The following is a 26,569-nucleotide window of genomic DNA, read 5'->3' as shown; positions in this document are numbered from 1 at the left end:
GCTATGCCTGCCATGTCTCACAGCCCTCCCACTCATCAGCGGACCATGATCGACTCCTTCGCACGCGTCTCAGGCTGGCAGCAGCTCTACCACCTGTGGGAGCTGATCGTAATGCTCTGCAAGTTTCTCTGGGGACTGCTGCGGCTGCTCGGAGGTGGTTGAAAGCGCTACGTCGTGTGTCGTGGGGAGCGTCAACAGCGCGGCGATGCGCGCCTGGATGCGGTTGGATGGGTGAATCGGCGGGACCGCCGTACGATGCGATGGTACGACCGTCGCATCGTACAGCCAGGAAGGGTCAGACCGGCGCGTAGCGCACGCCGTCAGCGCCTGAAGCAGTCGCGCCGTTCGTGCCGAGAAACGCGCGCAGGTCGGTCATCACGCGCTCAGGGGCTTCTTCCATCGGAATGTGGCCGAGTCCGGGGTACATCACGGATTTGGCGCCAGGAATGCGGCTCGCGAATTCGGCCGCATGCGCAGGCGGAATCCAGCGATCCTTCGCTCCCCACAGCACCAGCGACGGTATCTTTAGCGTCTTCAGCACGTCGGTATCGACGTCCTTGAAGTCGAGCGTCGGCACCATCTTGCCGATGGCCGTGCGCGTGCCTTCGCCGTGGAAGAACTCGACGTAACGCCGCAGTGTGACCGCATCGATCTTGCGCGGATCGCCATACACGTTGCGCACCGCGCTCTTGATAATGACTTCCGGCAGCCACCACGGCGAACTGACCCGTACCAACGCGCTATTGAAGAGGCCGATGTAAATCGGCAGCTTCATCGGGAATCCGGCCGAGTCGATCAGTATGAGCTTTTCGACCGCCTCGCGATGACGTACTGCGTAATCCCACGAAATCAGGCCGCCGAGCGAGTTGCCGATCAGCGTCGCGCGCGAGATGCCGAGTGCCTGCATGAACGTATCGATAAATCGCCGGTAGGTCGGCAGATTCATCGTTTCGATTTCGCCGGAGTTCGAGCGCAGCGGTCCAGTCACGCCGAATGGCGGGAGATCGAGACGGATCACGCGATGCTCGCGCTTGAGTTCGTCGGCCACACGATTCCACGTGTGCAATGAAGACGCGAAACCGTGAATCATCACGATCGTGTCGCCGCTGCCTTCGTCGACGTAATGCACGTCGGCACCCATGATCTTGACGAACCTGGAGCCGCTTTGCGTGTAGCGCCGCTGCAATTCGGTGCGCGGTACGCTGGTGATGCCGAGGCGCGCGGCGAGTGAGCGGGGGCGCAGCGGCTCTGTGGATGCGGGCGTTGCGGATTCGATGCTTGCCATGGTTGTTGTCTCCCTTTAGTTTGAATTCGAGCGCCTCCGCTTCCCCATTGCGAGCAGCCCCTCAGCCGCCGCATGCCGCCTCAGGGCATATCAAGGCATATCAAGGCGCGAAGCGGTAATCCCGCGGCCGCACGCGCCGCGTGCGTTTGCGAAAGCTGAATGTGAAGCCCGGCCACTGCGTCGTGACCTTGCCGCTCTTCGTCTGATAGTAGCTATGACAGCCACTGGCCCACACGGAGTGCTGCATCTCTTTCTGCAGACGCGCGTTGAAATCGCGCTGGACGTCCGGCCGCAGGTTCATCGTGCGGGCTTTGCGTCGGCGCAATACGCGCAGGCAGTCGGCGATGTACTGCACTTGCGATTCAATCATGTAGATGATCGAGTTGTGACCGAGCCCGGTGTTCGGACCGATGATCATGAAGAAGTTCGGGAAATCGGCGATGCTGGTGCCGAGGTAGGCCTCCGGTCCATCGCGCAGCCACATCGCGCCAAGATCCGCGCCGTTGAGACCGGTCACGTCGAACGGTGCGCCCACATCGTTGATCTGAAAGCCGGTACCGCAGATGATCGTATCGGCCGGGTGATGCGCGCCGTCGTCAGTGACGATTCCGTCGGAGACGATTTCGCGGATGCCGGTCGTCACCAGGTCGACATTCGGCTGGTTGAGCGCCGGATAGTAATCGCTCGACAGCAGCACGCGCTTGCAGCCGAGCCGGTAGTTCGGCGTCAGCCTGGCACGCAGCGCCGGGTCCTTCACGCGCCGTTCGAGGTAGCTCATGGCGAACTTCATGGGCACCTTCATCAGCTTTGGATTGACGACGAATGCAATTGCACGCGATTCGAGCTGCCAGTAGATCGCGTTGCGCACGAAGCGCTGCGTGAACGGCAGATGGCGGAACAGCCAATGCGCGCGCGGGCCGACCGGCTTGTTGGGCTTGGGCATGATCCACGGTGCGGTGCGCTGGAAGAGTTCGAGTTGCGCGACGCGCGGCTGGATTTGCGGCACGAACTGGATTGCGCTGGCACCCGTGCCGATTACCGCTACACGCTTGCCTTCGAGCGGATAGTCGTGGTCCCAGCGCGCGGAATGAAACAGCTTGCCTTCGAAACGCTCGAGCCCGGCGATGTGCGGCATGGCCGGCCGCGATAGCGGGCCGCTCGCGGCGATCACGACATCGGCCTCGACGCTTTCGCGCGTACCGTTCGAATCGATCTCGACCTGCCATACCTGCCGCGCTTCGTCGAAACGCGCCGAGGCCACGCGCGCATTGCAACGCACATAACGATCGACACCGTATTTGCGCACGCAATGCTTGAGGTAAGCGAAGATCTCCGCCTGGCTGCCGAACGCACGCGACCACGCCGGGTTCGGCTCGAACGAAAACGAATACAGATGAGACGGCACATCGCAGGCCGCGCCGGGATAAGTGTTGTCGCGCCACGTGCCGCCAACATCGCCGGCCGCCTCGTAAATCGTGAACGACGTGATGCCCATCTGCTGAAGTCGGATCGCCATGCCGATGCCCGCAAACCCGCTGCCGACAATAGCGATGCGCGGCGCGGCAGGTTGAGCAGTTGAAGCAGGCGTCAAGGCGGGTCTCCGGCGGTGGGTAAAACTCGGGTGTCTACATATGTCTACAGACATATAGATCGCAGGGTAGACAACTGTACACTTCGCGTCAAGATCGTTTAGAGTACGACTATTAAACGCGCGAGCCGCGCTCCGACTGAAAGCTCATGAAACCCTTACCCGAAGCGGCGCTCGCCGCTGACCATGACTCAGTTGCTGGGCAGGATCTCCCGCCCGGCAAGCGCAAGCTGATCGAAGCCGCGTTGCGTCTGACTGCGGGCGGGCGCAGCTTTGCAAGCCTCGGTCTGCGTGAACTGGCGCGCGAGGCAGGGTTGAATCCCAACACGTTCTACCGCCATTTCGACACGCTCGACGAATTGGCGCGCGAGGCGGTCGAATCGGTAAGCCGCCGCTTACGGCCGATGCTGCGGCGCGAGCGCTGGCTGGCCGCGCAAGACGGGGCGCAGAGCGTGCCGCGTCGCGCGTGCATGGCGTTCTTCGCGTTTGCGCTGGAGAATCGGGAGGCGTTTCTGAGCGCGCTGGCCGAGTATCACGGCACGTCGCCGGCGCTGCGCGAAGCGGTGCGGGCAAACCTCCATGAGGTGTCGGCGGAAATGGCGGACGACGTCGTGCAACTGGAGCTGATGCCGACGCTCGCCCGCGCAGCCGTCGACGAAGTCTGCACGCAGATCGTGCTGCAGCTGTTTCATCTTTCAGCGGAGTACATCGACGGAAATGCCGCGCGCCGGGACGCGCTGGTCGGATATGCGGAGCGTTTCATCGTCCGGCTGTTCGCGGGGTCGGTGTTGCTGGCGCAGCATGAGCCAGTCCGGGCATAAATGGAATCGACATAAAAAAACAGGCTCCGTGCAGGAGCCTGTTTTCATTGCAGCTTGATCGATTCACGTTTGACTGACTGCATCTCACGCAGCCCGGTGTTTCTCAGGTATCGCTCCAGCCGCCGGAATCGTCGTTGCTGCCCATGTCGACGCCACCGCCGTTGTTGTCGTTCCAGTCGTTCGAGCCCTGGCCGAAGTCGAGGCCGCCGCCATTGCCGCTATCGCCGCCGCGGCGACGCGTTTCGTCGTCGACGATCACGTCACGTTCCACGACGCGTTCACGCCCGGAATTCAACGCCTCGCCGAGCAGCACACCGGTCAGCAGCCCGCCCATGCCGCCGCCGAAGCCGCCACCACCTTGCTGCACGATGACCTGCGGCTGCTGCTGATACGGTCCTTGTTGCGGATACGGCTGCGGCGGGTTGCCGAAACGCTCGGCCTCCTGAGCATAAGGTGACTGCTGCGTGCCGGCGGCTGGCGCGGCATACGGATCGGGCCGCCCCTCGGCGCGGGCGCGCAGGCTGCCGATGCGCTGCTCCAGTTCGTCGAGCTGATACGGCGGCACCGGATTCTTGCTGTTCGACAGCATTTCGACGAGACCGCGCAACTGGTCTTCGGTCGATTCGACTTCCTTCTCTAGCGCCTCATGACCTTGCACCGTGGAGAGCTTCACGTCGAGCTTCAACGAGCGCACCGCGTTGAGCATTTCGGTTGCGCGCTTGAGCTGCACGCGACGATCGTCGTCGGCGCGCGAATCGTCTTGCGTGCGGGCGCGGCGCAGAGTCCAGCGCAACACCAGCGCGATCACGCCGATCAGGAGAATGATGCCGACCCACATGCCGATGCCAGGGCCATGCCGTTGCGGCGCTTGCGGCACGATTGCCGACTGCTGCTGCACGGCCGGCGAATTCTGCTGCACGAACGGGTTGGCTGCGCGGCTCGTGGTGTTGCCGCCGGCGCCACCGGCACGTTCAGCGTCCTTGCGGATGCGCGCTTCGGTTTGCGCGAAACGGGTCGGGTCGGTGAAGCGGATTTGCGGGTCGAGCGTCTTGGCCTGTTGCACCTGGGCGAGTGCGTCGGCATAACGGCCTTCGCGATCGAGCACCTGGCTGTACAGATAGCGCGCGCGCGCATTGTTCGGATGCGCCTGCAGCACTTCGCTCAAACCGGCATCGGCCTGCTGCCAGTTGCCTTGTGACATGGCGGATTCGATCTGCTGGACCGTCGGCACGGCGAACGCCGCGGCCGATACGAACAGCAGTGAGGCGAATGCGCTTGCGAGAAATTTTTTCATTTACGGACCGGGTGCGATGCACCCGTCTCCTTCAGTCGATTCCGGCTGCGCTATTGATGGCAGCCGGTATGCACTGCTGACGCAATTACTGAGCCGGCGTGTTGATCTGCTTCTTCAATGCTTCGAGACGATCTTCGACTGACGGGCCGCGGTTCAGATCCGCGAGCTTGTCATCGAGCGCCTTGCCGGTTTTCACGTCGGCCGAATTCAGGCGCGCGTCGGAACGAGCATTCGACAACGCGACCTTGTCTTCCAGTTTCTGGAAATCCTCGGACAGATTCTTGCCGCCGATACCACCCAACGCAGTAGCGGCAACGTCTTTGGCCTGAGCGATCTGCTGCTTGGCTTGCAGAATGTTCGAGCGCGCGTTCAGGTCGTTACGGCGGCCACGCATGTCGTCGATCTGACTTTTCAACTGGGCAACCGACGGCTCCAGCGTGGTCAGTTCTCTCGCCAGCGCATCGCGTTCAGCTTCGGCCGTGGCTTGTGCGCCGAGGGCTTCGCGTGCGAGCGCTTCGTCGCCCGATTGCAGCGCGCGCTTCGCGCCGTCTTCATACTTCTTCGCCTTGTCGGCGGCGACATCGCGCTTGCTTTGCTGCGTGGCGACTTGTGCCTGAATCTCGATCAGCGAGTTCTCGGCTTTAGCGATGCTCTCGTCGAGTTCTCGCACGATCTGGCGCGAATCGCGCGACGGGTCCTGCACGGAATCGGCTGCGTCGTTCAGGAGACCTTTAAGCGTGCGCGAAATGCTGTCAAAAAGCGACATGAAAACCTCCAAAGAATGAAATCGGCGCTGAATAATTCCCACGCGCTTTAACTGCTTTCAAATGCTACTTTACGCCGCTGCGCGAGAAGCTGCGCAACGTTCGGACCGGAGTTCGGGGCACACTCGCCAATTGCAATAGCGGCGCCGCAAATTTACGTTTTGAAAACAAATGGCCAACAGCCTCACTGGTTAAAACGCGCGTTGGCTTATTCAGCCGTTCGCGGATATTACACCACGCATTCTCTTAAAACCGCCTTAAAGGGCACGATGACATAATCGCCAACTTGTGCGCAGCGGACATCTGTGCGACAGGCATCCGCGCGGCGTGCATCGGCACCCGGAGTGTCCGCGCAGCGGGTGTCGCGGATGTGAACAGGCGTGATGCGCGGACGGCGTGCCTGCGCATCAACAGCGCATCGATGCGTGGCGGGTCGGGGCGCGTCAGGGCGTGTCGGGGCGCTCGACGGCGCCCCCTCCGATTCAGGCGAAGCGGCCGCCTTCCGTGCTCGGGTCGCTTTGCGGATCGTCTTCGTCGCGCTTGGGGTCGAGACGAGGGCGTTTGAGCACGTTGCGCAAAGGCGTGTCGACGTCGCCCGGTTTCTGCGCCGAGCCGGCAATGGACGCCGCTTCGGCCGCGGCGACGCGTGCCACGGCTTCGGCTGCCGCGGCGGCTTCCAGTTCCTCGGCAGTGGCGGTCAGGGCGGCCAATACGCCGGCCGGCAGCAACGGTGCCGGGCCCGCGCCTGCGGCTGTGCCCAACAATTCATCCGCGTTCGATGTCGCCGCGCTTTCCGCCGGCGCAGCGGATTCGTTGTCAGCGTGAGTCTGCAATGCCTCGGGGAGCGCTGCCCGTGCGTGGCGCGTGCCGCGCGCGACGCGCTGCAGCGCCGCGTCGAGCGCGTCCGGCGCGCGCGGCGCACGCAGCCGGTCGACGATGCTGGCCGCTTTCACCTGTTCGCTGGTCGCGCCGAAGCTCAACACCGCGCGCCGCATCAGTTCGCTGACGCTAATGCCCAGGTTCTCGGCGGTGGCGGCAATCGCGCGTTTCTGTGCGGTCGTGACGAATACGACGATGCGTTCGCTGGGCTTGTTCATGGTCGGCTCGCATACTTGTTGGCATTGGCGAATCAAGGCGTGAATCTGGCGTACGCCGTCGCGCGTATCGGTAACGACTCCCGCGCCGAGTCCATCATATGACGAGTTGCACCGATGCGGAACGGGCGCGACATGAAAATCCCGTGACATCAACGGGTTGTAGCGTTTGCGGCGAGCTTGTCCACAGGCCTTTCAACAATTTCTGTTGATAACCCTGGCAAGTGACGCGGGGGGCGCTTGCGCGACTCCCGTGATCTACCTGTATAACGAAGCACGAAGGGAATTCTTACAAAAAAACTGTCTTGGACGGCGCTTGATTTCTTTAAAATGCGCTGTTACGTTGCGCCGGACGATGTCACAGGCGTGCCGTGCGGTCGCCCGGGGGCATAGGGCCGCGCGGTGTTTTGCGCCTCACGCGTTCAGTTACGCGCCCACTATTTCAGTCATGCCAATCATCAAACGACCGCACTCTTCAAATTCTCCGGCTGGTGACGACCGCGACGCCTACCACCGCACTCCAGGACGCAACGCTGCTTCGCGCGACGCTGAGCCTGGCCGCCGTTCGATCGGCGCGAGCATCACCATCTGGTTTGTCAGCCTGCTGGCGACCATCGCCGTGGTGGGTGCGCTGATCGTCGGTTACGCGCTCGTGGTGATGGGGCCGCAACTGCCGTCGCTCGATGCACTGACCGACTATCGCCCGAAAGTGCCGCTGCGGGTGTACACCGCGGATCACGTGCTGATCGGCGAGTTCGGCGAAGAGCGGCGCAGCATCGTGCGCTTCCAGGACATTCCCGACCAGATGAAGAAGGCGGTGCTCGCGATCGAAGACTATCGCTTCTACGAGCACGGCGGCGTCGACTTCGTCGGCATTCTGCGTGCGGGCATTTCCGACATCACGCATGGCGGCGCCTCGCAGGGCGCGAGCACGATCACGATGCAGGTGGCGCGCAACTTCTTCCTCTCGAGCGAGAAGACCTACACGCGCAAGATTTACGAAATGATGCTGGCGTACAAGATCGAGCGCGCGCTGACCAAGGATCAGATCCTCGAGGTCTACATGAACCAGATTTATCTGGGCGAGCGCTCGTACGGATTTGCCGCGGCCGCGCGCGTGTACTTCGGCAAGGATCTGAAAGACATCACGCTGGCTGAAGCCGCGATGCTGGCCGGCTTGCCGAAGGCGCCTTCCGCGTATAACCCGGTGGTCAATCCGAAGCGCGCGAAGATTCGTCAGGAATACATCCTGAAGCGCATGCTCGAGCTGAAATACATCAGCCAGGATCAGTACGACCAGGCCGTCAAGGAAGAGATTCACACCAAGAACCCGGGCAACGAATACAGCGTGCATGCTGAGTACATTGCCGAAATGGTTCGCCAGATGATGTACGCGCAGTACAAGGACGAAACCTATACGCGCGGCCTGAACGTCACCACCACAATCGATTCCGCCGACCAGGACGCCGCCTATCGCGCGGTGCGCAAGGGCGTGATGGACTACGAACGGCGCCACGGCTATCGCGGACCGGAAGGCTTCGTGCAATTGCCCGCACCGGGCGACGACCGCGATCAGACGATTGACGACGCACTCACCGATCACCCCGACAACGGCGAAATCATCGCCGCCGTGGTGACGGATGCGAATCCGAAGCAGGTGAAGGCGCAACTGGTCGACGGCACCGAAGTGACGATCAGCGGCGACGGTCTGCGCTTCGCAGCCGGCGCGCTCTCCGCACGCGCGGCGGCCGCCACGAAGATCAAGCCGGGTTCGATCGTGCGCCTCGTCGCCGACGACAAGGGCAACTGGCAGATCACGCAGCTTCCGCAAGTGGAAGGCGCGCTGGTTTCGCTGACGCCGCAGGACGGCGCGATTCGCGCACTGGTGGGCGGTTTCGACTTCAACAAGAACAAGTTCAACCACGTCACGCAGGCGTGGCGTCAGCCGGGCTCGAGCTTCAAGCCGTTCATCTATTCGGCCGCGCTCGACAAGGGTCTCGGACCGGCCACGATCATTAACGACGCGCCGCTGTACTTCCCGCCGAGCACGCCGGGCGGTGACGCGTGGGAGCCGAAAGACGACGACCAGCCGGACGGTCCGATGCCGATGCGCCTCGCGCTGCAGAAATCGAAGAACCTGGTGTCGATCCGTATCCTGTCGTTCATCGGTACCAAGTACGCGCAAGATTTTGTCACGCAGCGTTTTGGTTTCGACGCAGACAAGACCCCGCCGTATCTGCCGATGGCGCTCGGTGCCGGCCTCGTCACGCCGTTGCAATCGGCGGGCGCTTACTCGGTGTTCGCGAACGGCGGCTACCGGATCAATCCGTATCTGATCAATGAGGTGACGGATGCACGCGGCGAGCCGCTCTCGAAGGCGCAGCCATTGACCGCCGGCCAGGATGCACCGCGTACGCTCGAGCCGCGTAATGCATACATCATGAACAGCCTGCTGCATTCGGTGGCCACGGCCGGCACGGGTGCGGGCACCAACGCGCTGCATCGTTCGGACCTGCAGGGCAAGACGGGTACGACCAACGACGCCAAGGACGGCTGGTTTGCCGGTTATCAGCAATCGCTGGTGGCGGTGGCATGGATGGGTTACGACCAGCCGAAGAGTCTCGGCAGCCGCGAGTTCGGTGCACAGCTCGCGTTGCCGATCTGGGTCGAGTACATGCAGCGTGCGCTGCGTGGTGTACCGCAAAGCGAGCCGGCGCAGCCGGACGGCGTGACCGCGGTCGACGGCGAACTGTTCTATACGGATATGACGCCGGGCAATGGTTTCGTCGCCAGCATTGGTCTGGATTCGGCGAATCCGACCGCCGGTGCCAGCGACGCGGTGGGTGGCGTGGGGCCGGCGGGTATGACACCGCCGGCAGTGCCGCCGCCGAGCGTCTCGTCGAATGAGAAGAAGCAGATCATGGATCTGTTCGAGACGAACAAGCCTTGATGTCCGTGAGTCCCCGAAGGGAATTTCTTCGGGGTTCGCTTAGAGGCTGGGTGAGTGTGTGCGGCCTGTCCGGGGCCGCACGCGCAAGTTTCTGAAAGGAAGGCGAAACCGCGCGCTGACGCGGATTTCTGTCGCGCTATGCAGGTCCCGCCGGGCAGATTTTGTGGCCGCCTTCTGCAGTGTGTTTTAATCACGCCTGCGGTGCTTTTTTATTGGGTCCCATACGGGCGCTCGATTCCTACGCGGTTTCGGCCTCCAACACTGCTGCGCCTCGCCGCGAGCGAGGTGCACGTCTTCGAAAGTCCCGCCGCGCAAGACCCGTTTGACGCGCGCGCATGCCACTTCGTCCGAGGGTAACCGTCAGGTTGCTACGGCCGGCGTGTTTGTTACACAGCATCCACCGGGTCGTTGCCTCGTGAAAAGTCGAATACTCATCTGTCTGATGACAGGTCTGCTGCGCGCATTTGCGTTCCTGCCATATGGCGTTGTGGCGCGCATCGGCACCGGCATCGGTGCATTGCTGTACCGGATTCCCAGCGCGCGCCGGCGCGTCGTGCATACCAATCTGAAACTGTGCTTTCCCGATATGAGCGACGACGCGCGCGAGCGTCTCGCGCGTGCGCATTTCTGTCATGTGATCCGCAGCTATGTCGAGCGCGGTCCCCAATGGTTCGGCAATGCGCAGGCGTTGGCGCGCCTTGTGGAGGTGGAGAGCGCGATCGATCTGACCGACATGGAGGGGCAGCCGACGATTTTTGTCGGCTTCCATTTTGTCGGTATCGAGGCGGGCTGCATGATGTATTCGACGCGGCATCCGGTTGCGTCTTTGTATACGCCGATGTCGAATTTGTTGCTTGACGCGATGGCCAAGCGGCAGCGTGGGCGCTTTGGTACGGAGATGATTCCGCGCAGCGATAGTGTGCGGCGGGCTTTGCGTGTGCTGCGGGATGGCAAGCCTGTCATGCTGGCTGCTGATATGGATTTTGGGTTGCGGGATTCGGTGTTTGTGCCGTTTTTTGGTGTGCCTGCTTGTACGCTCACTTCCGTTTCGCGGATGGCTAAGGCTGGGAATGCTCGGGTTGTGCCGTTTGTGACTGAGGTTTTGCCCGATTATCGCGGCTATAAGTTGACTATCTTCGAAGCGTTAAAGGATTTTCCTTCGGAAGATGTTGCTGTTGATGCTCGGCGGATTACGGAGTTTCTTGAGACGCAGGTGCGTCGGATTCCTGATCAGTATTATTGGGTGCATAAGAGGTTTAAGAATCGGCCTGTTGGGGAGGCTGGGGTTTATTGATTTTTTTTTGCCTTTGCGGCGCTTTTGGGCCGTGTTCTGGGTTTTGTGCCTTTCCTTGTTTTGTTAGTGGTCTATTAGTGTTGCCCCTGTGCGGGGCGGCACCTACTTTTCTTTGCTTGCCGCAAAGAAAAGTAGGCAAAAGAAAGCGGCTCAAACCGCTAATGCTAAGTGGGCACCGCGGTTTGCTGCGGGTAGTGGTGCGACTGGAATCTGGGTTCGTGCACCGGCATGCGCTTGTGACAAGGGCGTCATTCTTCCGGCGGCGCTGCGCGCGCCCAAGCGTGATTCTTAAAGCCGCTCGCTGTTTGGGTTGCGCTTCAAAGATCTACTTTTGATTTCGTTGCGCGTTCAAGCACTTACGACGGATGTCCAGGTGTTATCAACATGCCTTTCAACAAAATCTGTGGATAAGGCGTCTCTCCTCAATTCGGTCGCCGTCGCGCGGCGCGTAGTCGATCACCCTCTGCATCAGCCTGCACCCCTGGCAACAATCCGATCCGCATCAAGTACTTATGCGCGTAGCCCCGTAGTTATCAACAGCCCTGTCAACATAAACTGGGGATAACGTTGTGACATGATGAGGCATCCCAATGGCTGCGGCCAGAATCAGGAGGCACATTCAGCACCCCCTGGTTCATTGCGCACCGTGACCAAAAATCGCCGCGCGTTCAACGTGTTAGCCGGCTTGTCAGATAGTTTTCAACAGCCTCTTCAACATAAACTGGGGATAAGTCCGCAGCCATAACTACGGAATCCCAGGTTTAGTTCGATGCGCCCTGGTTTGCCGTGGAAGCCCCCGGCACCGCTGAGGCAGACGCAGACGTAGTCTGCCCCGGTTCCAATGGCGGATTGCCCATTGCCTGGAAGAGGGCCGCTGTGTCCGTTAGGCGTGCGCTCGTGTAGCGGATCTCGTCGAGCTGCGCGTTGCGGAACTGCTGCTCGCTCGAGCGTGTGGAGGCAATCGGCAATGCGCCGAGGCGGTAGCGGCCCGACGTTTCGTCGAAAATTCCCTGCGCCGAGCGCGCTGCGATGTTCGCGGCGTCGAGCGCTTGTGCGTCGTGCTGGAGTGCTGCAAGCGTGTCGGCGACGTTCTGGAAGGCGGTCAGCACGGTCTGCTTGTATTGCGAAACTGTGGCGTCATAGGTGTCGACGGCTGCGCGGCGCTGTGCGAACAGGGCGCCGCCGTGAAACAGCGGTTGTGACAAGGATGCGCCAATGCTCCAGATCGCCCCCGCGCCAGATAGCGCCACCGGCCAGCTAAAGCCGCCTTGTCCCATCGACGCACTCAGCGAGAGACTCGGGAACATCTGTGCCGTCGCCACGCCGACGTCGGCCGCCGCGGCTTTCAAGGCGGCGTCTGCGGCCTGGATGTCGGGGCGGGTGCGCAGCAGCTCGGATGGCACCACGACGGGGACCTGTTCAGGAACGTGCAGTTGCGCAAGATCGAGGTCGTCCGGGGCCGCGTCTGGCGTGCGGCCGAGCAGCACGGCCAAAGCGTGACGCGTCGTCAGCCATTGCTGTTTCAAGCCCGGCAAACTCGCCGACAGGCTCGCCGCGCTTTGTTGCGCGCTCAACTGATCGGCATGGGAGACCGCGCCCAGTACGTAGCGCCGTTGCGTGTCGCGCGCCTGATCGTTGGCAATCGTCACGAGACGCTCGGTCGTGTCGATCTGCGCACGCAAAGCCGCGCTCGTGATCGCCGCCGTCACGATGTTGGCGGCCAGCGCCCGGCGCGCGGCATCGAACTGATACGCCTGCACATTCACGCGAGCTGCAAGCGCGGCGTCGGCGAGACGCGAAGCGCCGAACAGGTCGAACGTGTAGTGCGCCTGCAATTGGCCTACGAAGATGTTGTACAGGAACGTATTCGGACCCGCCTCGGGAATCGCCAGCGCACGATTGCGGGTGGCCTGGCCGCCCAGGTCGATGGTCGGCAGCATCGAACTGCCGATCTGCGCGCGCAATTGCTCGCGCGCGGCGGCGAGACTCTTGTCCGTTGCGGCGAGCGTCGGACTGTTGCGCAAGCCTTCATCGACCAGCGCGTTCAACGGCGCCGATTGATACAGCTTCCACCATTCGGGCACGGGTTTCGCGCCGGCCACGAACTGCTGGGTAATGCCTTGTGCAGGCACGGTTTGCGCCGGTTGCGCTTCGGCGCCGTAGTGCGCCGGTTGCGGCATGGCGGGCGGCTCGCCGTTCGGGCCGAACGAACAGGCGGCCAGCGTCAGCGTAGCGCCAGCCAGAAGCGTGAGGCGCAGGTGTCGAGGGAATGCAAAGGTAGCCATGATCTCAGTTCCCCGAATGCGTCGTGCCGGACGGCGCGGGTGGCTCGCGCTCGTCGGTGCGTACTCTGAACGACATGGCGTACAGGGCCGGCAGATAAAACAGCGTGAGGATGGTCGCGCTCGTAATGCCGCCCATCAGCGCGGTCGCCATCGGGCCGAAGAAGTTCGAACGCAACAGCGGAATCAGCGCGAGAACGGCGGCGGCAGCGGTCAGCGTAATCGGCCGGAAGCGCCGCACCGTTGCGCCGACGATCGCGTCGAAGCGCTTGTGTCCTGCGGCAATGTCCTGTTCGATCTGATCGACCAGAATCACCGAGTTGCGCATGATGATGCCGAACATCGCGATCACACCGAGCATCGCGACAAAGCCGAACGGCTGGCCGAACAGCAGCAGCGTCAACACCACACCGATCAGGCCGAGCGGCGCGGTCAGCACCACCATCAACACGCGCGCGAAACTCTGCAACTGGACCATCAGGAGCACCAGTACGGCGATGATCATGATCGGCATCTGCGCGTTGATCGACGTCTGCCCCTTGCCGCTTTCCTCGACCGATCCGCCGATCTCGATCCGGTAGCCGACCGGCAGCGTGCTGCGAATCTGGCTGAGGGCTTTGTCGACGGCATGCGTGACGTCGATCCCTTGCGCGCCAGGCGCGACGTCGGACTGCACGGTGATGGTGGGTTGCCGGTCGCGCTCCCAGATCACACCGTATTCGAGGTCGTTGCGCAGATGCCCGAGCGTGCCGAGCGGCACCGGGCCGTTCGGCGTCGGCATTGCCAGCGTGACGAGCTTCGCGGGGTCGACGCGTTCCGCCTTGGGCGCGCGCAGATCGACGCTGATCAGTTTGTCTCGCTCGCGATACTGCGTAACGGTGTAGCCGGAGAGCGTCATCGCGAGGAAGCTCGAGATGTCTTCGGAGGTCACACCAAGTTCGCGCGCCTTCTTCTGATCGACTTCGAAGCGCACCGAGCGCTCGGCGGGCTCGTCCCAGTCGAACTGGACGTTGCGGGTGCCGCCGTCGGCGCGCATGGTCGCGGCGACGCGCTCCGCGATCGAGCGCACGGTGGCGATATCGTCGCCGCTCACGCGGAACTGCACGGGGTAGCCGACCGGCGGACCATTCTCGAGGCGCGACAGGCGGGTGCGGATCGCCGGAAAGTTGTTGCGCAATTCCGGTTCGAGCCACTGCGCAAGCTTCTCGCGATCTTTCACGGATTTCGCGGTGATCACGAACTGCGCGAAATTCGGTTGCGGCAATTGCTGATCGAGTGGCAGATAGAAACGCGGCGCGCCAGTGCCGACGAAATTCACCGTGTGATCGATTTCCGGACGGCCCACCAACGCTTTTTCGAGGCGCTCTGCTTGCCGCAACGTCGCGTCGAACGACGCGCCTTCGGGCAAGCGCACGTCCACCAGCAACTCGGGACGGTCGGAGCTCGGGAAGAACTGTTGCGGCACCAGCGTGAAGCCCGCCATGGCCAGAACGAACAGTACGACGGTGATCGCCAGCACGACGAAACGCCGCTCGATGCACCAGCTGATCCAGCCGCGCAGGCGCTTGTAAAACCGCGTGTCGTAGATGTCGTGTTCGTGATCTTCCGCTTCGTGTGCCTGGCGTTTGCGCTCCGGCAGCATGTGATAGCCGAGCAGTGGAATCAGCACCACCGCCGCGAGCCACGATGCAATTAGCGCGATGGCCGATACTTCGAAAATCGAACGCGTGTATTCACCGGTACTCGACTTGGCGAGAGCAATCGGCAGGAAGCCGGAGACGGTCACGAGCGTCCCGGTCAGCATCGGGAAAGCGGTGCTCGTATATGCATAGGCGGCCGCGCGGGTGCGGCTCCAGCCTTGCTCCAGCTTCACCGACATCATTTCGACGGCGATGATCGCATCGTCGACCAGTAGCCCCAAAGCGAGCACCAGCGTGCCCAGCGACACCTTGTGCAGGCCGATATCGAACAGATACATGCACAGCGCCGTGACGGCGAGCACGACAGGTATCGAGATCACGACCACCATGCCGGTGCGCACGCCCAGCGACAGCAGGCTGACCACCAGCACGATCGCAATGGCCTCGGCGACGGCTTCGAGAAAATCGTCGACCGAATGCGCCACCGCGTTCGGCATGCTCGACACTTCGACCAGATGCAAACCGGCGGGCAGGGAAGCCCGCAGTGTGACCATCTGCTGATCGAGCGCCTTGCCCAGACGAATCACATCGCCGCCCGGTTGCATCGTGACGCCGATGCCGAGCACTTCCTTGCCGCCGGCGCGCATCTGCGTGGCGACCGGATCGTCGTAGCCGCGCTTGATGGTGGCGATGTCGCCGAGACGGAACGAGCGATTATTGATGCGAATCAGCGTGTCCGCGAGCGCATTGACGTCCTTGAACTGGCCGGTGGGGCGCACGAACACGCGGTCGTCGGTGGTGGTCAGCGTGCCTGCCGGCGAGACGCTGTTCTGCGAATTGATCGCCTGGCCGAGCTGCTGTGGTGAGATGCCAAGGCGCGTGAGTTGCGTGTTGGCGATCTCGATGTAGATGTGCTGGTCTGGATCGCCGAAGTAATCGACCTTGCCGACGCCCGGCACACGCAGCAGCACCGTGCGCAGCTGGTCCGCGTAATCGTGCAGTTGTGCGGCGGAAAAACCGTCGCCTTCGAGCGTCCAGATGTTGGTGTAGACGTCGCCGAATTCGTCATTGAAGAACGGGCCTTGAATGCCTGGTGGCAGGGTCGCGGCGATATCGCCGACTTTCTTGCGCACCTGATACCAGGTTTCGGGCACGTCCTTGACCGGCGCCGAGTCTTTCATCGAGAAGAACATCTGCGATTCGCCGGGGCGCGAGTAGCTGCGCACGAAATCGATGGCAGGCGTTTCCTGCAATTTGCGGCCGATGCGGTCGGTGACCTGTTCCTGCACCTGGCGCGCGGTCGCGCCGGGCCAGAAGGTGCGGATCACCATCACGCGAAACGTGAAGGGCGGATCTTCGGATTGGGCGAGGCGAGTGTAGGCGAGAACACCGAATGCGGTAGCGAGCGCTATCAGGAAGACGACCAGCGCCTGATGGCGCAGCGCCCATGCGGACAGGTTGAAGCGTCCTTCTTCATGCGTGGTGCTCATGAAGCGAAGTCCTCGGGATGCAGCGGCGGGATCACGTGGACTTTTTCGCCTGCGGTCACGGTATGCACGCCTTGCAGTACGACGCGCTCACCGTCCTTGAGGCCCTGGCCGATCACGACCGTGCGCTCGTTGTAGCGCGTGACCGTCACGCGACGCAGTTCCAGCGTATCGACGCCCGGCGCGTTGTCCGCAGCACGCACGACCCAGACGGCCGGTTGCGTGCCGTCGTGGAACAGGGCGGTGGCGGGCACGGTGAAGGAGCCGTTCTCGCTCGCTGCGGTGTTGGCAGCTGAGGTGGCAGCGGAGTTAGCCGATGAGTCCGAGGTCGATGGCGCGGCGAGCGCGATGTCGGCGGTCATGCCAAGGCGTACGTCCGGGCCGGGATTGTCGAGCGTGAGCTTGGCGCGGTAAGTGCGGCTTTGCGGATCGGCGGCGGGCGACAGTTCGCGCACGCGCGCCTTGAAGCTGCGGCCCGGCAGCGCAGCCAGCGTGACCTGCGCGGTCTGCCCGACCGAAAGCGCGGCGAGCGCGCTTTCCGGCACGTCGCAGACGACGTCGATATCGCCGCTCCATGCGAGGTTATAGACGGCTTGTCCGGCAGACACGTTCTGGCCGGTGTCGGCCTGCTCGGCCGTAATCACGCCGGCGTGATCGGCGCTGAGCGTGGTGTACTGCAACTGGTCTTTCGACAGCGCCGCCTGCTGCGCGGCCTGGTCGCGCTGCGCGGCGGCTGAGGCGTACGCGTTGGTAGTCTGTTCGAGCTGAGCGGGTGCAATCAGATTTTCCTTTGCCTGCGCCTGGTCGCGATCGAGTTGCTGCTTCGCATACACGAGACTGTGCTGCGCGGCTTCGAGTTGAGCCTGCGCGCTGGCGGCATTCTTTTGCGCATCCGCAGGATCGAGCCGGGCGACGATCTGCCCGTTCTTCACGACATCGCCCAGGCGCACGCGCCGCTCGATGATTTTGCCGCCGACGCGAAACGACAGCGGCGTGGAATAGCGCGCCTGCACTTCGCCGGGCAACGACGCCGCGGCCGCCGCACTGCCGTCCCCATGTACAGCGACGGCGACCACCGGACGCGGCGCGGGCGCAGCCGCTTCTTTCTTCGAGCACGCGGCGAGCGTGACGATACCGGCGAGCGCGAGGGCAAATGCTGCGCGGCGCAAGCGCGCGGAATGCGCATACCGATGGGACTGCTGGCGCATCGCAGACGATGCGGGAGGACCGGGACGCTTCACAATTACCCCAACTGGAGACAGCGAACGAACACGGCAAGCCGCAGCGGCTCGCCAGCGAAGACACGAGGGCCAAAACATGCAATTGGCATACGCGTCTGACTTCGAATGGATGGTCGCATTCTAATACACACCTGTATTTGAATGTTGATGTGAATTCGAATTCTTTTCGGTGCTAGACTTGCGCCCATGAAACGGCAACGACTGACACGCGAGCAGAGCAAAGACCAGACGCGCCAGCGTCTGCTCGACGCTGCGCAAGCGATTTTTATGAAGAAAGGCTTTGTCGCGGCGAGTGTCGAAGACATCGCCGGGGCGGCGGGTTATACGCGCGGCGCGTTCTATTCGAACTTCCGCAGCAAGAACGAGTTGTTCCTCGAACTACTGCGGAGCGACCACGAGATCATGCAGATGGGGTTGCATGCGATTTTCGAGAACGCCACGTCGCGCGAGGAAATGGAAGAGCGCGTGCTGCGCTACTACAGCAATCTGCATCGCGAGAACAAATGCTTCCTGCTGTGGGTGGAGGCGAAGCTGCTGGCCGTGCGCGACGGCCGCTTCCGCATACGCTTCAACGCATTCATGCACGAAAAGCTCGAACAGTTGAGCGCGTACATCCGCGAGTTTTCGACTCGGGTCGGCACGCCGCTACCATTGCCGGCGGAGACGTTGGCGATGGGCTTGATGGGGTTGTGCGACGGCGTGCAGTTCTTCTACACGGTCGACCCGCAGAATGTGTCGTCGGAGATGGCCGAAACGGTGCTGGCGGGATTTTTCGCGCGCGTGGTGTTCGGGCGCGATCCGTAATACGAATACCCGCCGAATACCCGCGTATTACGGGTATTACGCGTGCCGGCAGATCAGCTGGCAGGCAACTGCGCGCAGGCGTCTGCCACCGGCGTGGCGCAGACGAACGAATACTGCCCGCTGTAGCGCAGGACTTCTTCACCGACGTGCAGGGCAACCTTGAGTTCCGGGCACCGCTCGTAGGCGATGAAGGCCGAACAGGCCGCGGCGGACCAGCAAACCAGTGAAAATGCGATTTTTTCGAAAAGCTGAAAACGATGTGGCATAGCGATTAATTTCCTTTCGGGCGCTATGTTACCAGCATCTAAGGGTTTATACCTACCAAATATCCGCAATAAGCCTCGCAATAGTGTCGCTATCGCCTCCGGAACCTGACCGGATTGTCATGTTCAGGTCAGGGTTGGGACATGATCGGGTCGATACAATCGAATCGTTGGGCAAATCCGCGCGCGCCTTGTCGCGCGGGTCGACACAGGCGGCAGTGTTGCGCCGGCCCGGCTTTACCGAGGCAGGAGTCGTCCCATGAATCAATTGCAGTCGATGCGTGTATTCGTCAAGGTGGCCGACCTTGGCAGTTTCGTCCGCGCGGCGGGCGCGCTGGATCTTTCCACTGCAGTCGTTACGCGCCACGTCGCGGATCTGGAAGCGCGCCTTGGTACCCGGCTGCTCAATCGCACGACGCGGCGTCTCTCGCTGACCGAATCCGGCACCACCTATCTGGAGCGCGTGCGCCATATTCTCGACGACCTGGAAGGCGTCGAGCAGATGGTGGTGGCGCGCAATCACGAACCGGTTGGCACGCTGCGCATCGTCGCGCCGGTGGTGTTCGGGCTGCATAGCCTCGCGCCGGTGGTGCAGTCTTACGCCGAGCGTTATCCGGAAGTCATGCCTGATGTCACGCTGGCGGATCGCCACGTCGATCTGGTGGAAGAGGGGTTCGACGTCGGCATTATGGTCGCGCGGCAGATGCGCAGCGCGAGCATTGTCACGCGGCGATTGACCACCGGCTATATGACGGTTTGCGCAACGCCTGCTTATCTCGAGCAGCACGGTACGCCGGTCCGTCCCGAGGATCTGCTGAAGCACCCGTGTCTGAGCCGGCCCGCGGAGCAGGGCGGCGACGAAAAGGTGTTTACCGGACCGCAGGGTGAAGTCCGTGTGAGACCCACCAACGCGATTGCGGCGAACAACACGGAGATGCTGAGGCAGTTCGCTTTGCTGGGCATGGGCGTGGCCATTTTGCCGAGCTACCTGATCGGCCGCGACCTGGCGTCCGGGCGACTTGTGCCGTTGCTCGGCGATTACCGTCTGCCGCAAATCGAAATCACGATTGCGTATCCAAGCCGCCTTCATTTGCCGGCGAAAGTGCGGACCTTTATCGATCATCTCGTCGCGCATTTTCAGCGGACCGACGAGCACGCGCGCGATCCCCGTGCCAGGATGCCGCGGCGTGCTGTGGCCGGCTCGCCGGTTTATGCCGACGATCTGCCGGTGTCCGCCTTGCCGGGCGAAGCGACACGGCCGACGCTCCCGGTTTCACGCGCGCGGATCGTGGTGTCGTCGTCGCTTTGAGGCGTGTGCGGAACGTCTAGATCCACACGTCGTTCGCGGCGGTGCGTTCGTTGCTTTCTTCGCCGGTATTCTTCACGCCGCGCGGTTCGATCAGCAGCAGCTTGACCTCGCGCTCGGCATACGGTTTATGCTCCGTGCCTTTGGGCACCACGAACATTTCTCCTGCGGAGAGCAGCACGGAGCCGTCGCGCATGTCGATGCGCAACTGTCCGTCGAGCACGATAAATGTTTCGTCCGTGTCGGCATGTTCGTGCCAGACAAAGTCGCCTTCGATGCGCACCAGCTTGAACTGGTAGTCGTTCATCTCCGCGACCACGCGCGGTTGCCACTGGTCGTTGATGAGTTGCAGTTTTTCAGCGAAGTTGATGGCGCGGTGAGGCTGTTGAATCGCTTGCTGGTCAGACATCGAAATACTCCTCTTGAGCGGTAGGTGTCAGGCAGGAGCGTAGGGCGCGAGGCGCTTTCGGGTCTTGTACGTTTGTGCGCGCGGCCGCTGGGCGCAGGGCAGTGGGATATCCGTTGAGCTGCCGTTTAGCGCGCGCCGTGCGTCGAGGGCCCCAGCATCTTGAGCCAATGCGCAGGCGCCACGCCCCACGCGCGCTTGAAGTGCCGCGTCATATGGCTCTGATCGGTAAAGCCGGCCGCTGCCGACGCGTCGGCGAGCGACACGCCCTGAATCGCGAGTCGACGCACGAGATCGAGCCGGCGCATGGTCAGATAGCGATGCGGACTCGTGCCGAACAGCGCACGAAAATCCCGCGACAAGCTCCAGCGGTCGCGGCTGGCGGCTGCCGCCAGCTCGTCAAGCGTCACCGCGCTATCGAGCGAACCGAGCGAACCGAGCATGTACTCGCGCGCCCGTTCGGCCGCGACGTAATCCACCGGACGGCGCGTCGCCGCACCGCCTGCCACGGCGTCGAGCGCGACAGCCAGCTCGTAGAGCGCGTCGTCCTGTTCAAGCGAATCGATCGCGCAATCCATCGTGCGCAGCAGGCTCTCGGTCGCCGCAAACAGACGCGGATCGTTCGAGATTCCGCCTTCAATGAACGGCAGCGGCTTGCCGCCGAGCGCTTGCTGGAACAGCGCCGGGTCGACATAGATCATCCGGTAGTGAAAGCCGTCACGAGTGCCGGCCTGGCCGTCGTGCGGCTCGTCGGGATGTAGCACCATCGTGCCGCCCGGCAAGCTGTTACGCGTGCTGCCGCGATAGCGGAAGCTCTGCACGCCGCCGAGCGTGCGGCCGATTGCATAGGTATCGTGCCGGTGCATCGCATAGCCGGCATGCTGGAAGAAGGCTTCGATCCGCTCGACGCCGCTCGTGCCGCCCGAATGCGGCGAGCGATGGATCCAGTCGGCAGCGGGCTTCGGATCGGATGAAAGCGAACTCAGCGTCAAGACCTGCTTTCCGCTCATGCCCCCAGACCCGGCCCGTAGTTGCCGCCGACGAGGCGCGTGACCGACTCCACGTCGGCATAGTCCTGCTCCGGCAAACCGTCGAGCATCGACACGACTTCGTTGCTCGCGCCGGCTTCGCGCGCGGCGTCGACTAGCGCGTCCTTGTAGGTCGGGAAACTGACTTCGCGCAGAACGTCGGCGATCTGCAGATCAATCGATTCGCCGGGAATAGCCGATGCGGTCATGCGCGCTCCAAGGGTGCTGTTTTCAGGTCTGCAGATGCTCGTTCTGGCCTGTGAAGCTTCGCTCCAGATGCCGCGACTTGGGCAGCGCAATGTGTTGCCATTGTTGCGGACGATTGTCGTCGGTGGCAGCGACGTCCGGCGCCGCGGGAGCGACCGGTGCGGCGTTGGCGCGTTCGGCAAGGCTATTGGCGGCTGTGCTGTCAGGCGCGGTATGAACCGGCGCGGCAAAACACGAGGCTGACAGCGTCACCATGGTCAACAGTGTCGAGGTTTTCATCGCCCGACCTCCTAAGCTCATGCGGCGCTGGCAGTTGAGCAAGTGTTGTGCCGTCCCCGCGTCGTAAGGACGGCGCAATCTACACGCGGCGTTGATACAGGCGGGCGGCGTGCATCTACCATCTTAGATGGCAAACGGCTGCGACGCGCGCGCAAAAGAGACAAAACCTAATTGTAGATTTCACATCATGGCAGGAAAAAGGCAGCGAAGTCGCGAACGGTCGTGCTGCGTTTATGCTGCGGTGCGGTAGCGGCCGATGTCCGGGTCCGCGCGCGAACCTCAATCGGCCTGGTAACAGCGTGGGCCAACAACGGTTCAGCGAGCGCCAGGAGCAATCATCTAGCGCAGCACGTCGAACTGTGTCCACGGCCACGACGGCCTGTCGCGCATATAGCCGTTGAGCCAGTTCCATTGCGGGTGGCGCTTCATGAACGCCTGGGCGTCGAACGGCCGGCCGCACGGGTGGCCCCAGCGCGCGGCGAACGCCATGTTGCGCGCCATCTCGCTGTCGACCACCTTGCCGTCGTTGGCGCCCCACGGATTGAACGGCCCTTGATCGGAACCGCCGAAGCGCGCGTCGTCCAGTTCCAGATGCCCGCAGATGGTGCGCGAGCAGGGGTTGTCGTTGCGGTCGAGATAGACGTCGTGATGGTCGGCGATCATCTCTTTCGCGAGTTCGACGTCGATCTTGCCGTGATGCATTTCTTCGAGCTGCATGAAGCGCAAGCGGCGCGCGCCGTTCTTGCGCACGTCCGTATAGTCTTCGCCTTCGCCGATGCATTCCTGGTTGCGGATCTTCAGATCGGTCGCGGTGTTGTAACCGCTATAGAAGCCGTCTTTCGTACTCTCGAAACCGGAATAGTGCAGCCCCAGTTCGTAGCGCGCGATCTCGCCGGTCTTGGTGTCGCCGAGCAGCCAGCTGTTCGCATAGCCGCCGTTATTGGCGACCGCGAACATCTCGCACCATTCGCCGATGTTGTTGGCGTACTGAGACGCGCGCCGCGAGCGATAGAACTCCGGCGCACCCGCTGCGTTGTAGCCGACAAAGTTGGAGATGGTGGTTTCGGTCACCATCAGGCCGGCCTCGGTGACCCAGAAATCGGTGAGGCTGGAGATGCAGCCTGGCAAGCCCTGCATCAGGATGCGGTTGCCGCGATCGGGCACGATGTCGAACACGACGTTGAACGCGTCGCCCGCGGCGTAGCGGTCCCATGAGTTGTGCGCCATCACGATACGGCCGTCGCGGGTGGCGTTGCCGGTGGCGATGAACGCGCTGCAGTGATGGCCGCGGCGTCCGCGCCACGGTTTCATGCCGAGCTGCGGTTTCTGGGCCGCCGCGTGGCTCGGCCACCAGCTTTGCAGCAGATCCATGTAGCCGTTCCAGGCCAGCACTTCGGCGAACGGCAGTTTCGCGCCATCCGCGATGCCCTGGATTTCGTCGGCGAATTCAGTGTCGAGTTTGTTGGCGAACTGGGACACGGCGGCGTCGACGAAGGCATCGAAGTCTTCGCCGGTATCCCATTTCGCGAGGTAGCGGGCGGTGTGGATCGCGTTTCGGATTTCAGTGGCGAGCAACTGGCCGTGCTGCTCGCCGCGATCGTACGGCTCGCCTTCGATATGCAGAAAAATCCAGCCGGCCTGATCACGGCGCACGGCATCGAGGGACGGTTCGCTCATCTTCGCTCCGATCGAAGGGCGGGCGTCTCAGCGCGCCCGTCTTGGCGTAACGCGCGCTGCTCGCAAGCGCGGCAGCGGTTTCCTCATTGTAGAGAATCTGCCGCGCTTTGCACGATGAGGGTGCGTCAGGCCTCAGCGCGTCGGATTCATGCGGAAGTACGCATCGAGCAGCGAAGTCTTGTACACCACCCCCGCGAGCTTCGGATCTGCGGTGCTTTCGACCACCGGCAACCGCTCCCCCTGGAACGCCATGAAGTGCTGCAACGCAACGCCGAGCGGCATATCCGGCGTGAGCACGTCGAAATGCGGCTGCAGATAATCCGCGGCGGTTTTTGCGGAGGTGTCGCGCTTGTCGAGCAGATCGGAGGTGATGTCCTTGAGCGCGACCACACCGAGAAACGCGCCGGACTCGTTGGCAACGTACAGATACTTCACCGGATATTCGAGGAACACGCGCGTCATGTCCTGCACGGTCGCGTTCGGCGGCACGACGGTTTCGGCGGGGCGGATCAGCTCGCGCATCTGCGTCGCGCGCAGACGGGTGCGTTCCTGTTCCTCCTGATTGCGGCGCAGCGTGATTTCGTACATCGAGGTCTTGCCGATCGCGCGCGACACGAAATACGCGACCACGCATGACAGCATCAGCGGCAGCACCACCTGATAGCTGAGCGTCATTTCGAAGATCATCAGGATCGCCATCAACGGCGCCTGCGTGGCGCCGGCGAGAAACGCGCCCATGCCGACCATCGCATAGGCGAACGGCGCCGACGTGCCGTGCGGCCACAACGCGTGCATGCCCAGACCGAACAGCGAGCCGACCACCGCGCCGACGAAGAGCGTCGGTGTGAATACCCCGCCGATCGCGCCTGAACCGACAGTCGCCGACGTCGCTACGATCTTGAACACCAGTACGAGGACGAGCGCGCTCCACGTCCACGGCGAATGCAGAATGGAATTGACGACGCTGTAGCCGTTGCCCCACACCTCGGGCGTCCAGACCGACAGAATCCCGACGATCAGACCACCCAACGCCAGCCGGATGGGCAACGGCACCGGCAGCTTGCGAAAGTTTGCTTTCGAGAAGTCCATCAGCCGCAGAAATTGCGGCGCGGCCGCGCCGCACAGCAGCCCGAGCGCAACGAACAACAGGACTTCGGCGCCCGCCACCGGCGGAAACACCGGCATTTCGTAAGGCGGCTTGTAGCTGGTGAACTCGCGCATCGTGATGTTGGCGACCACGGCAGAGACCACCACAGGACCGAAGCTCTCCATCACGATCGAGCCGAGCACGATCTCGGTGACGAAAAACGCGCCGGCAATCGGCGCACTGTACGCGGAGGTAATCCCGGCTGCCGCGCCACAGGCGACCAGCAGGCGCAGACGCGGCGGATCGAAATGCACCCAGCGGCCGATCAGCGACGCGGCCAGCGCCGCCAGTTGCACCATCGGACCTTCGCGGCCGATCGAGCCGCCGCTCGAGATCGTGAACAGCGACGACACGCTGCGCCAGAAGCTCAGCTTGACGGGTACCACGCCGTCGCCGATCGCGACCGCTTCCATGTAGTCGATGTGATTGCACTTGTCGACGTGACGCTGCGCGACCAGCAGAAAGAAGCCGGCGATCAGGCCGCCCGCGGCGGGCAGCCACACGCGCACCGTCCACGGCAAGCTGCGCGCCATTTCGACAAAACTGCCGGACTTGCCGACTGCCGCCAGTTGCAGCAACGCGATGCCTTCGCGAAAGGCAATCGTCGCGAACGCGCCCGCGACGCCGACCACCACCGACCAGACTAGCATCGTATGGGCGTCGGAGAGACGGAACAGGGTTTGGGCGCGGGTGCGCAGCTTCAGCAGGAATGAAAGCACGTCGGCAGGAGAGGGCGTGATGGGTGGATGGAATGCGCGTACGGTAACAGCATCGCGCCCGCTGGCGGAAGCGGGTGCGATGCGCAAGGGGCGCGAAGGAGTGCGGCGTGGATCAAGTCGCCGCCTCGTCGAGTTCCGGGTAGTGCCGGAAGATGCAGGCTTCGTTATGCGCAATGCGCCGGTCGGACTGGAGATAGGCGGCGATGTTCGGCCGCTCGATCACCGCGTCATGCAAGGCCGCGAGGCGCGGATAGTGTTCGCCGAACCGCTTGAGCGCGCGCGGAAACGCGTAGAGCAGACCGTCGATCAGCTGGAACATCGACAGGTCGACGTACGTGAGCGCGTCGCCCACCATGAACGTGTCGCCGGCCGGGTTCTGCTTCAGCACGCGCTCGAAGTACTTCATGAACTTCGGAATGCGGTGGTCGATGAAGTCGTGCGCGCGCACCCTGGCGGCGTCTTTCTGGTCTTCGTAATACAAGGCGCTGGCGAGCGGATGATGCGTGTCGTGCGCTTCGGTCACCATGTCGGCGATCGTCAGTTGCAGTCCGTTGGCGACATAGCGCAGGCTTTCGGCCGATGGCGCGAGATTGAGCTTCGGGCCGAGGTAGAACAGGATGTTGGCGGTCTGCGCGATCACCAGATCTCCGTCCTTCAGAAACGGCGGGGCGAACGGCGGATAGGGTTCGTCGCGGCTCTTCATGATCGACATCATCGCATTCGTGCCGAGGCCCTCGGACGGTTCGCCGCGCGCCACTTCCACGTAGTCCGCGCCGGCTTCTTCCAGAGCCAGCCGCACGAATTCGCCGCGACCCTGCAGGCCGTCCCAATAGTAAAGTTCCAGGCTCATCGATCAGTCCTCATTCCAGTTGCATGAACGGGTTTGCGTGAACGGACAACGTCAGCAACCAGTATGCCGCGCATGAGTGACGGATGGTTCTCCTGAACGCACAAAACCCCGCACGCGGCGGGGTTGGCGGGGAGGCGAAGGCG

Annotated in this window: 21 protein-coding genes; 5 read left to right on the top strand and 16 right to left on the bottom strand. The window is 62.7% G+C overall.

Features of this window, described 5'->3' with window-relative positions:
* Positions 1–295: 295 nt before the first annotated feature.
* Entirely contained in the window at positions 296–1,285 is a 990-nt protein-coding gene (locus R8871_RS25765; RefSeq protein WP_175052991.1) for an alpha/beta fold hydrolase, read from the bottom strand.
* Between the two features lie 100 nt (positions 1,286–1,385).
* Positions 1,386–2,876, bottom strand: a complete 1,491-nt coding sequence (locus R8871_RS25760; protein ID WP_175052990.1) for a flavin-containing monooxygenase — start codon at positions 2,874–2,876, stop codon at positions 1,386–1,388.
* A gap of 146 nt (positions 2,877–3,022) precedes the next feature.
* Between R8871_RS25760 and R8871_RS25755 the strand changes: the two genes are divergently transcribed.
* On the top strand, positions 3,023–3,694 hold the full coding sequence (locus R8871_RS25755) for a TetR family transcriptional regulator (protein WP_175052989.1): 672 nt from the start codon (positions 3,023–3,025) through the stop codon (positions 3,692–3,694).
* A gap of 103 nt (positions 3,695–3,797) precedes the next feature.
* Here the strand turns inward: R8871_RS25755 and R8871_RS25750 are convergent, their stop codons facing one another.
* The 3 genes from R8871_RS25750 to R8871_RS25740 form a co-directional block, all read right to left on the bottom strand.
* Positions 3,798–4,988: a tetratricopeptide repeat protein gene (locus R8871_RS25750; protein ID WP_175052988.1), complete on the bottom strand. Its 1,191-nt coding sequence runs from the start codon at positions 4,986–4,988 to the stop codon at positions 3,798–3,800.
* 85 nt (positions 4,989–5,073) lie between these two features.
* Positions 5,074–5,754, bottom strand: coding sequence for a PspA/IM30 family protein (locus R8871_RS25745; protein ID WP_097392886.1), 681 nt, complete (start codon positions 5,752–5,754; stop codon positions 5,074–5,076).
* Between the two features lie 480 nt (positions 5,755–6,234).
* Positions 6,235–6,849, bottom strand: coding sequence for a hypothetical protein (locus tag R8871_RS25740; RefSeq protein WP_175052987.1), 615 nt, complete (start codon positions 6,847–6,849; stop codon positions 6,235–6,237).
* Positions 6,850–7,294: 445 nt separating this feature from the next.
* Between R8871_RS25740 and R8871_RS25735 the strand changes: the two genes are divergently transcribed.
* Together R8871_RS25735 and R8871_RS25730 are read left to right on the top strand one after the other, a co-directional pair.
* Positions 7,295–9,796 carry a penicillin-binding protein 1A gene (locus R8871_RS25735; RefSeq protein WP_175052986.1) on the top strand — a complete coding sequence of 834 codons (2,502 nt, stop codon included), beginning with the start codon at positions 7,295–7,297 and terminating at the stop codon, positions 9,794–9,796.
* Positions 9,797–10,211: 415 nt separating this feature from the next.
* Complete coding sequence (locus tag R8871_RS25730; protein WP_175052985.1) at positions 10,212–11,090, top strand: lipid A biosynthesis lauroyl acyltransferase; 879 nt, start codon at positions 10,212–10,214, stop codon at positions 11,088–11,090.
* A 761-nt stretch (positions 11,091–11,851) separates the two neighbouring features.
* Here the strand turns inward: R8871_RS25730 and R8871_RS25725 are convergent.
* The 3 genes from R8871_RS25725 to R8871_RS25715 are packed head-to-tail and all read right to left on the bottom strand — an operon-like array spanning position 11,852 to position 17,707.
* On the bottom strand, positions 11,852–13,375 hold the full coding sequence (locus tag R8871_RS25725; protein WP_175052984.1) for an efflux transporter outer membrane subunit: 1,524 nt from the start codon (positions 13,373–13,375) through the stop codon (positions 11,852–11,854).
* Between the two features lie 4 nt (positions 13,376–13,379).
* Entirely contained in the window at positions 13,380–16,502 is a 3,123-nt protein-coding gene (locus tag R8871_RS25720) for an efflux RND transporter permease subunit (protein WP_175052983.1), read from the bottom strand.
* Positions 16,499–17,707, bottom strand: a complete 1,209-nt coding sequence (locus R8871_RS25715) for an efflux RND transporter periplasmic adaptor subunit (protein ID WP_175052982.1) — start codon at positions 17,705–17,707, stop codon at positions 16,499–16,501. Before R8871_RS25715 ends, R8871_RS25720 begins: the two co-directional genes overlap by 4 nt.
* A 219-nt stretch (positions 17,708–17,926) precedes the next feature.
* On the opposite strand from R8871_RS25715, the gene R8871_RS25710 reads away from it, so the two are divergent.
* A complete protein-coding gene (locus tag R8871_RS25710; protein WP_175052981.1) occupies positions 17,927–18,544 on the top strand; it encodes a TetR/AcrR family transcriptional regulator in 618 nt (205 codons plus the stop codon).
* A 53-nt stretch (positions 18,545–18,597) separates the two neighbouring features.
* Here R8871_RS25710 and R8871_RS25705 read toward each other — a convergent pair whose 3' ends face one another.
* Complete coding sequence (locus tag R8871_RS25705) at positions 18,598–18,810, bottom strand: hypothetical protein (protein WP_175052980.1); 213 nt, start codon at positions 18,808–18,810, stop codon at positions 18,598–18,600.
* A 256-nt stretch (positions 18,811–19,066) separates the two neighbouring features.
* Between R8871_RS25705 and R8871_RS25700 the strand changes: the two genes are divergently transcribed.
* A complete protein-coding gene (locus tag R8871_RS25700) occupies positions 19,067–20,116 on the top strand; it encodes a LysR family transcriptional regulator (RefSeq protein ID WP_175052979.1) in 1,050 nt (349 codons plus the stop codon).
* A 16-nt stretch (positions 20,117–20,132) separates the two neighbouring features.
* Here R8871_RS25700 and R8871_RS25695 read toward each other — a convergent pair whose 3' ends face one another.
* From R8871_RS25695 to R8871_RS25665, 7 genes are all read right to left on the bottom strand, one after another.
* Positions 20,133–20,522 carry a cupin domain-containing protein gene (locus R8871_RS25695; protein WP_175052978.1) on the bottom strand — a complete coding sequence of 130 codons (390 nt, stop codon included), beginning with the start codon at positions 20,520–20,522 and terminating at the stop codon, positions 20,133–20,135.
* A gap of 125 nt (positions 20,523–20,647) precedes the next feature.
* Positions 20,648–21,529 carry an AraC family transcriptional regulator gene (locus tag R8871_RS25690; protein ID WP_175052977.1) on the bottom strand — a complete coding sequence of 294 codons (882 nt, stop codon included), beginning with the start codon at positions 21,527–21,529 and terminating at the stop codon, positions 20,648–20,650.
* A complete protein-coding gene (locus tag R8871_RS25685; protein WP_175052976.1) occupies positions 21,526–21,756 on the bottom strand; it encodes a DUF2795 domain-containing protein in 231 nt (76 codons plus the stop codon). The genes R8871_RS25690 and R8871_RS25685 overlap by 4 nt, the downstream gene beginning before the upstream one ends.
* 22 nt (positions 21,757–21,778) lie before the next feature.
* Entirely contained in the window at positions 21,779–22,033 is a 255-nt protein-coding gene (locus R8871_RS25680; RefSeq protein ID WP_054039558.1) for a hypothetical protein, read from the bottom strand.
* 339 nt (positions 22,034–22,372) lie between these two features.
* The gene (locus R8871_RS25675; RefSeq protein ID WP_175052975.1) at positions 22,373–23,710 is read right to left on the bottom strand and encodes a C45 family autoproteolytic acyltransferase/hydolase; all 1,338 of its coding nucleotides are present in this window, start codon (positions 23,708–23,710) and stop codon (positions 22,373–22,375) included.
* 132 nt (positions 23,711–23,842) lie between these two features.
* Positions 23,843–25,576: a ClcB-like voltage-gated chloride channel protein gene (locus R8871_RS25670; protein ID WP_175053222.1), complete on the bottom strand. Its 1,734-nt coding sequence runs from the start codon at positions 25,574–25,576 to the stop codon at positions 23,843–23,845.
* 112 nt (positions 25,577–25,688) lie between these two features.
* Positions 25,689–26,426 (bottom strand): glutathione S-transferase, encoded by a 738-nt coding sequence (locus tag R8871_RS25665; protein WP_175052974.1) that lies wholly within the window; start codon positions 26,424–26,426, stop codon positions 25,689–25,691.
* Positions 26,427–26,569: the final 143 nt, after the last annotated feature.

This window comes from Paraburkholderia sediminicola (assembly GCF_902859805.1).
GTDB classification, from domain to species: domain Bacteria; phylum Pseudomonadota; class Gammaproteobacteria; order Burkholderiales; family Burkholderiaceae; genus Paraburkholderia; species Paraburkholderia sediminicola.
This window is presented reverse-complemented; position numbering and strand designations above follow the sequence as displayed.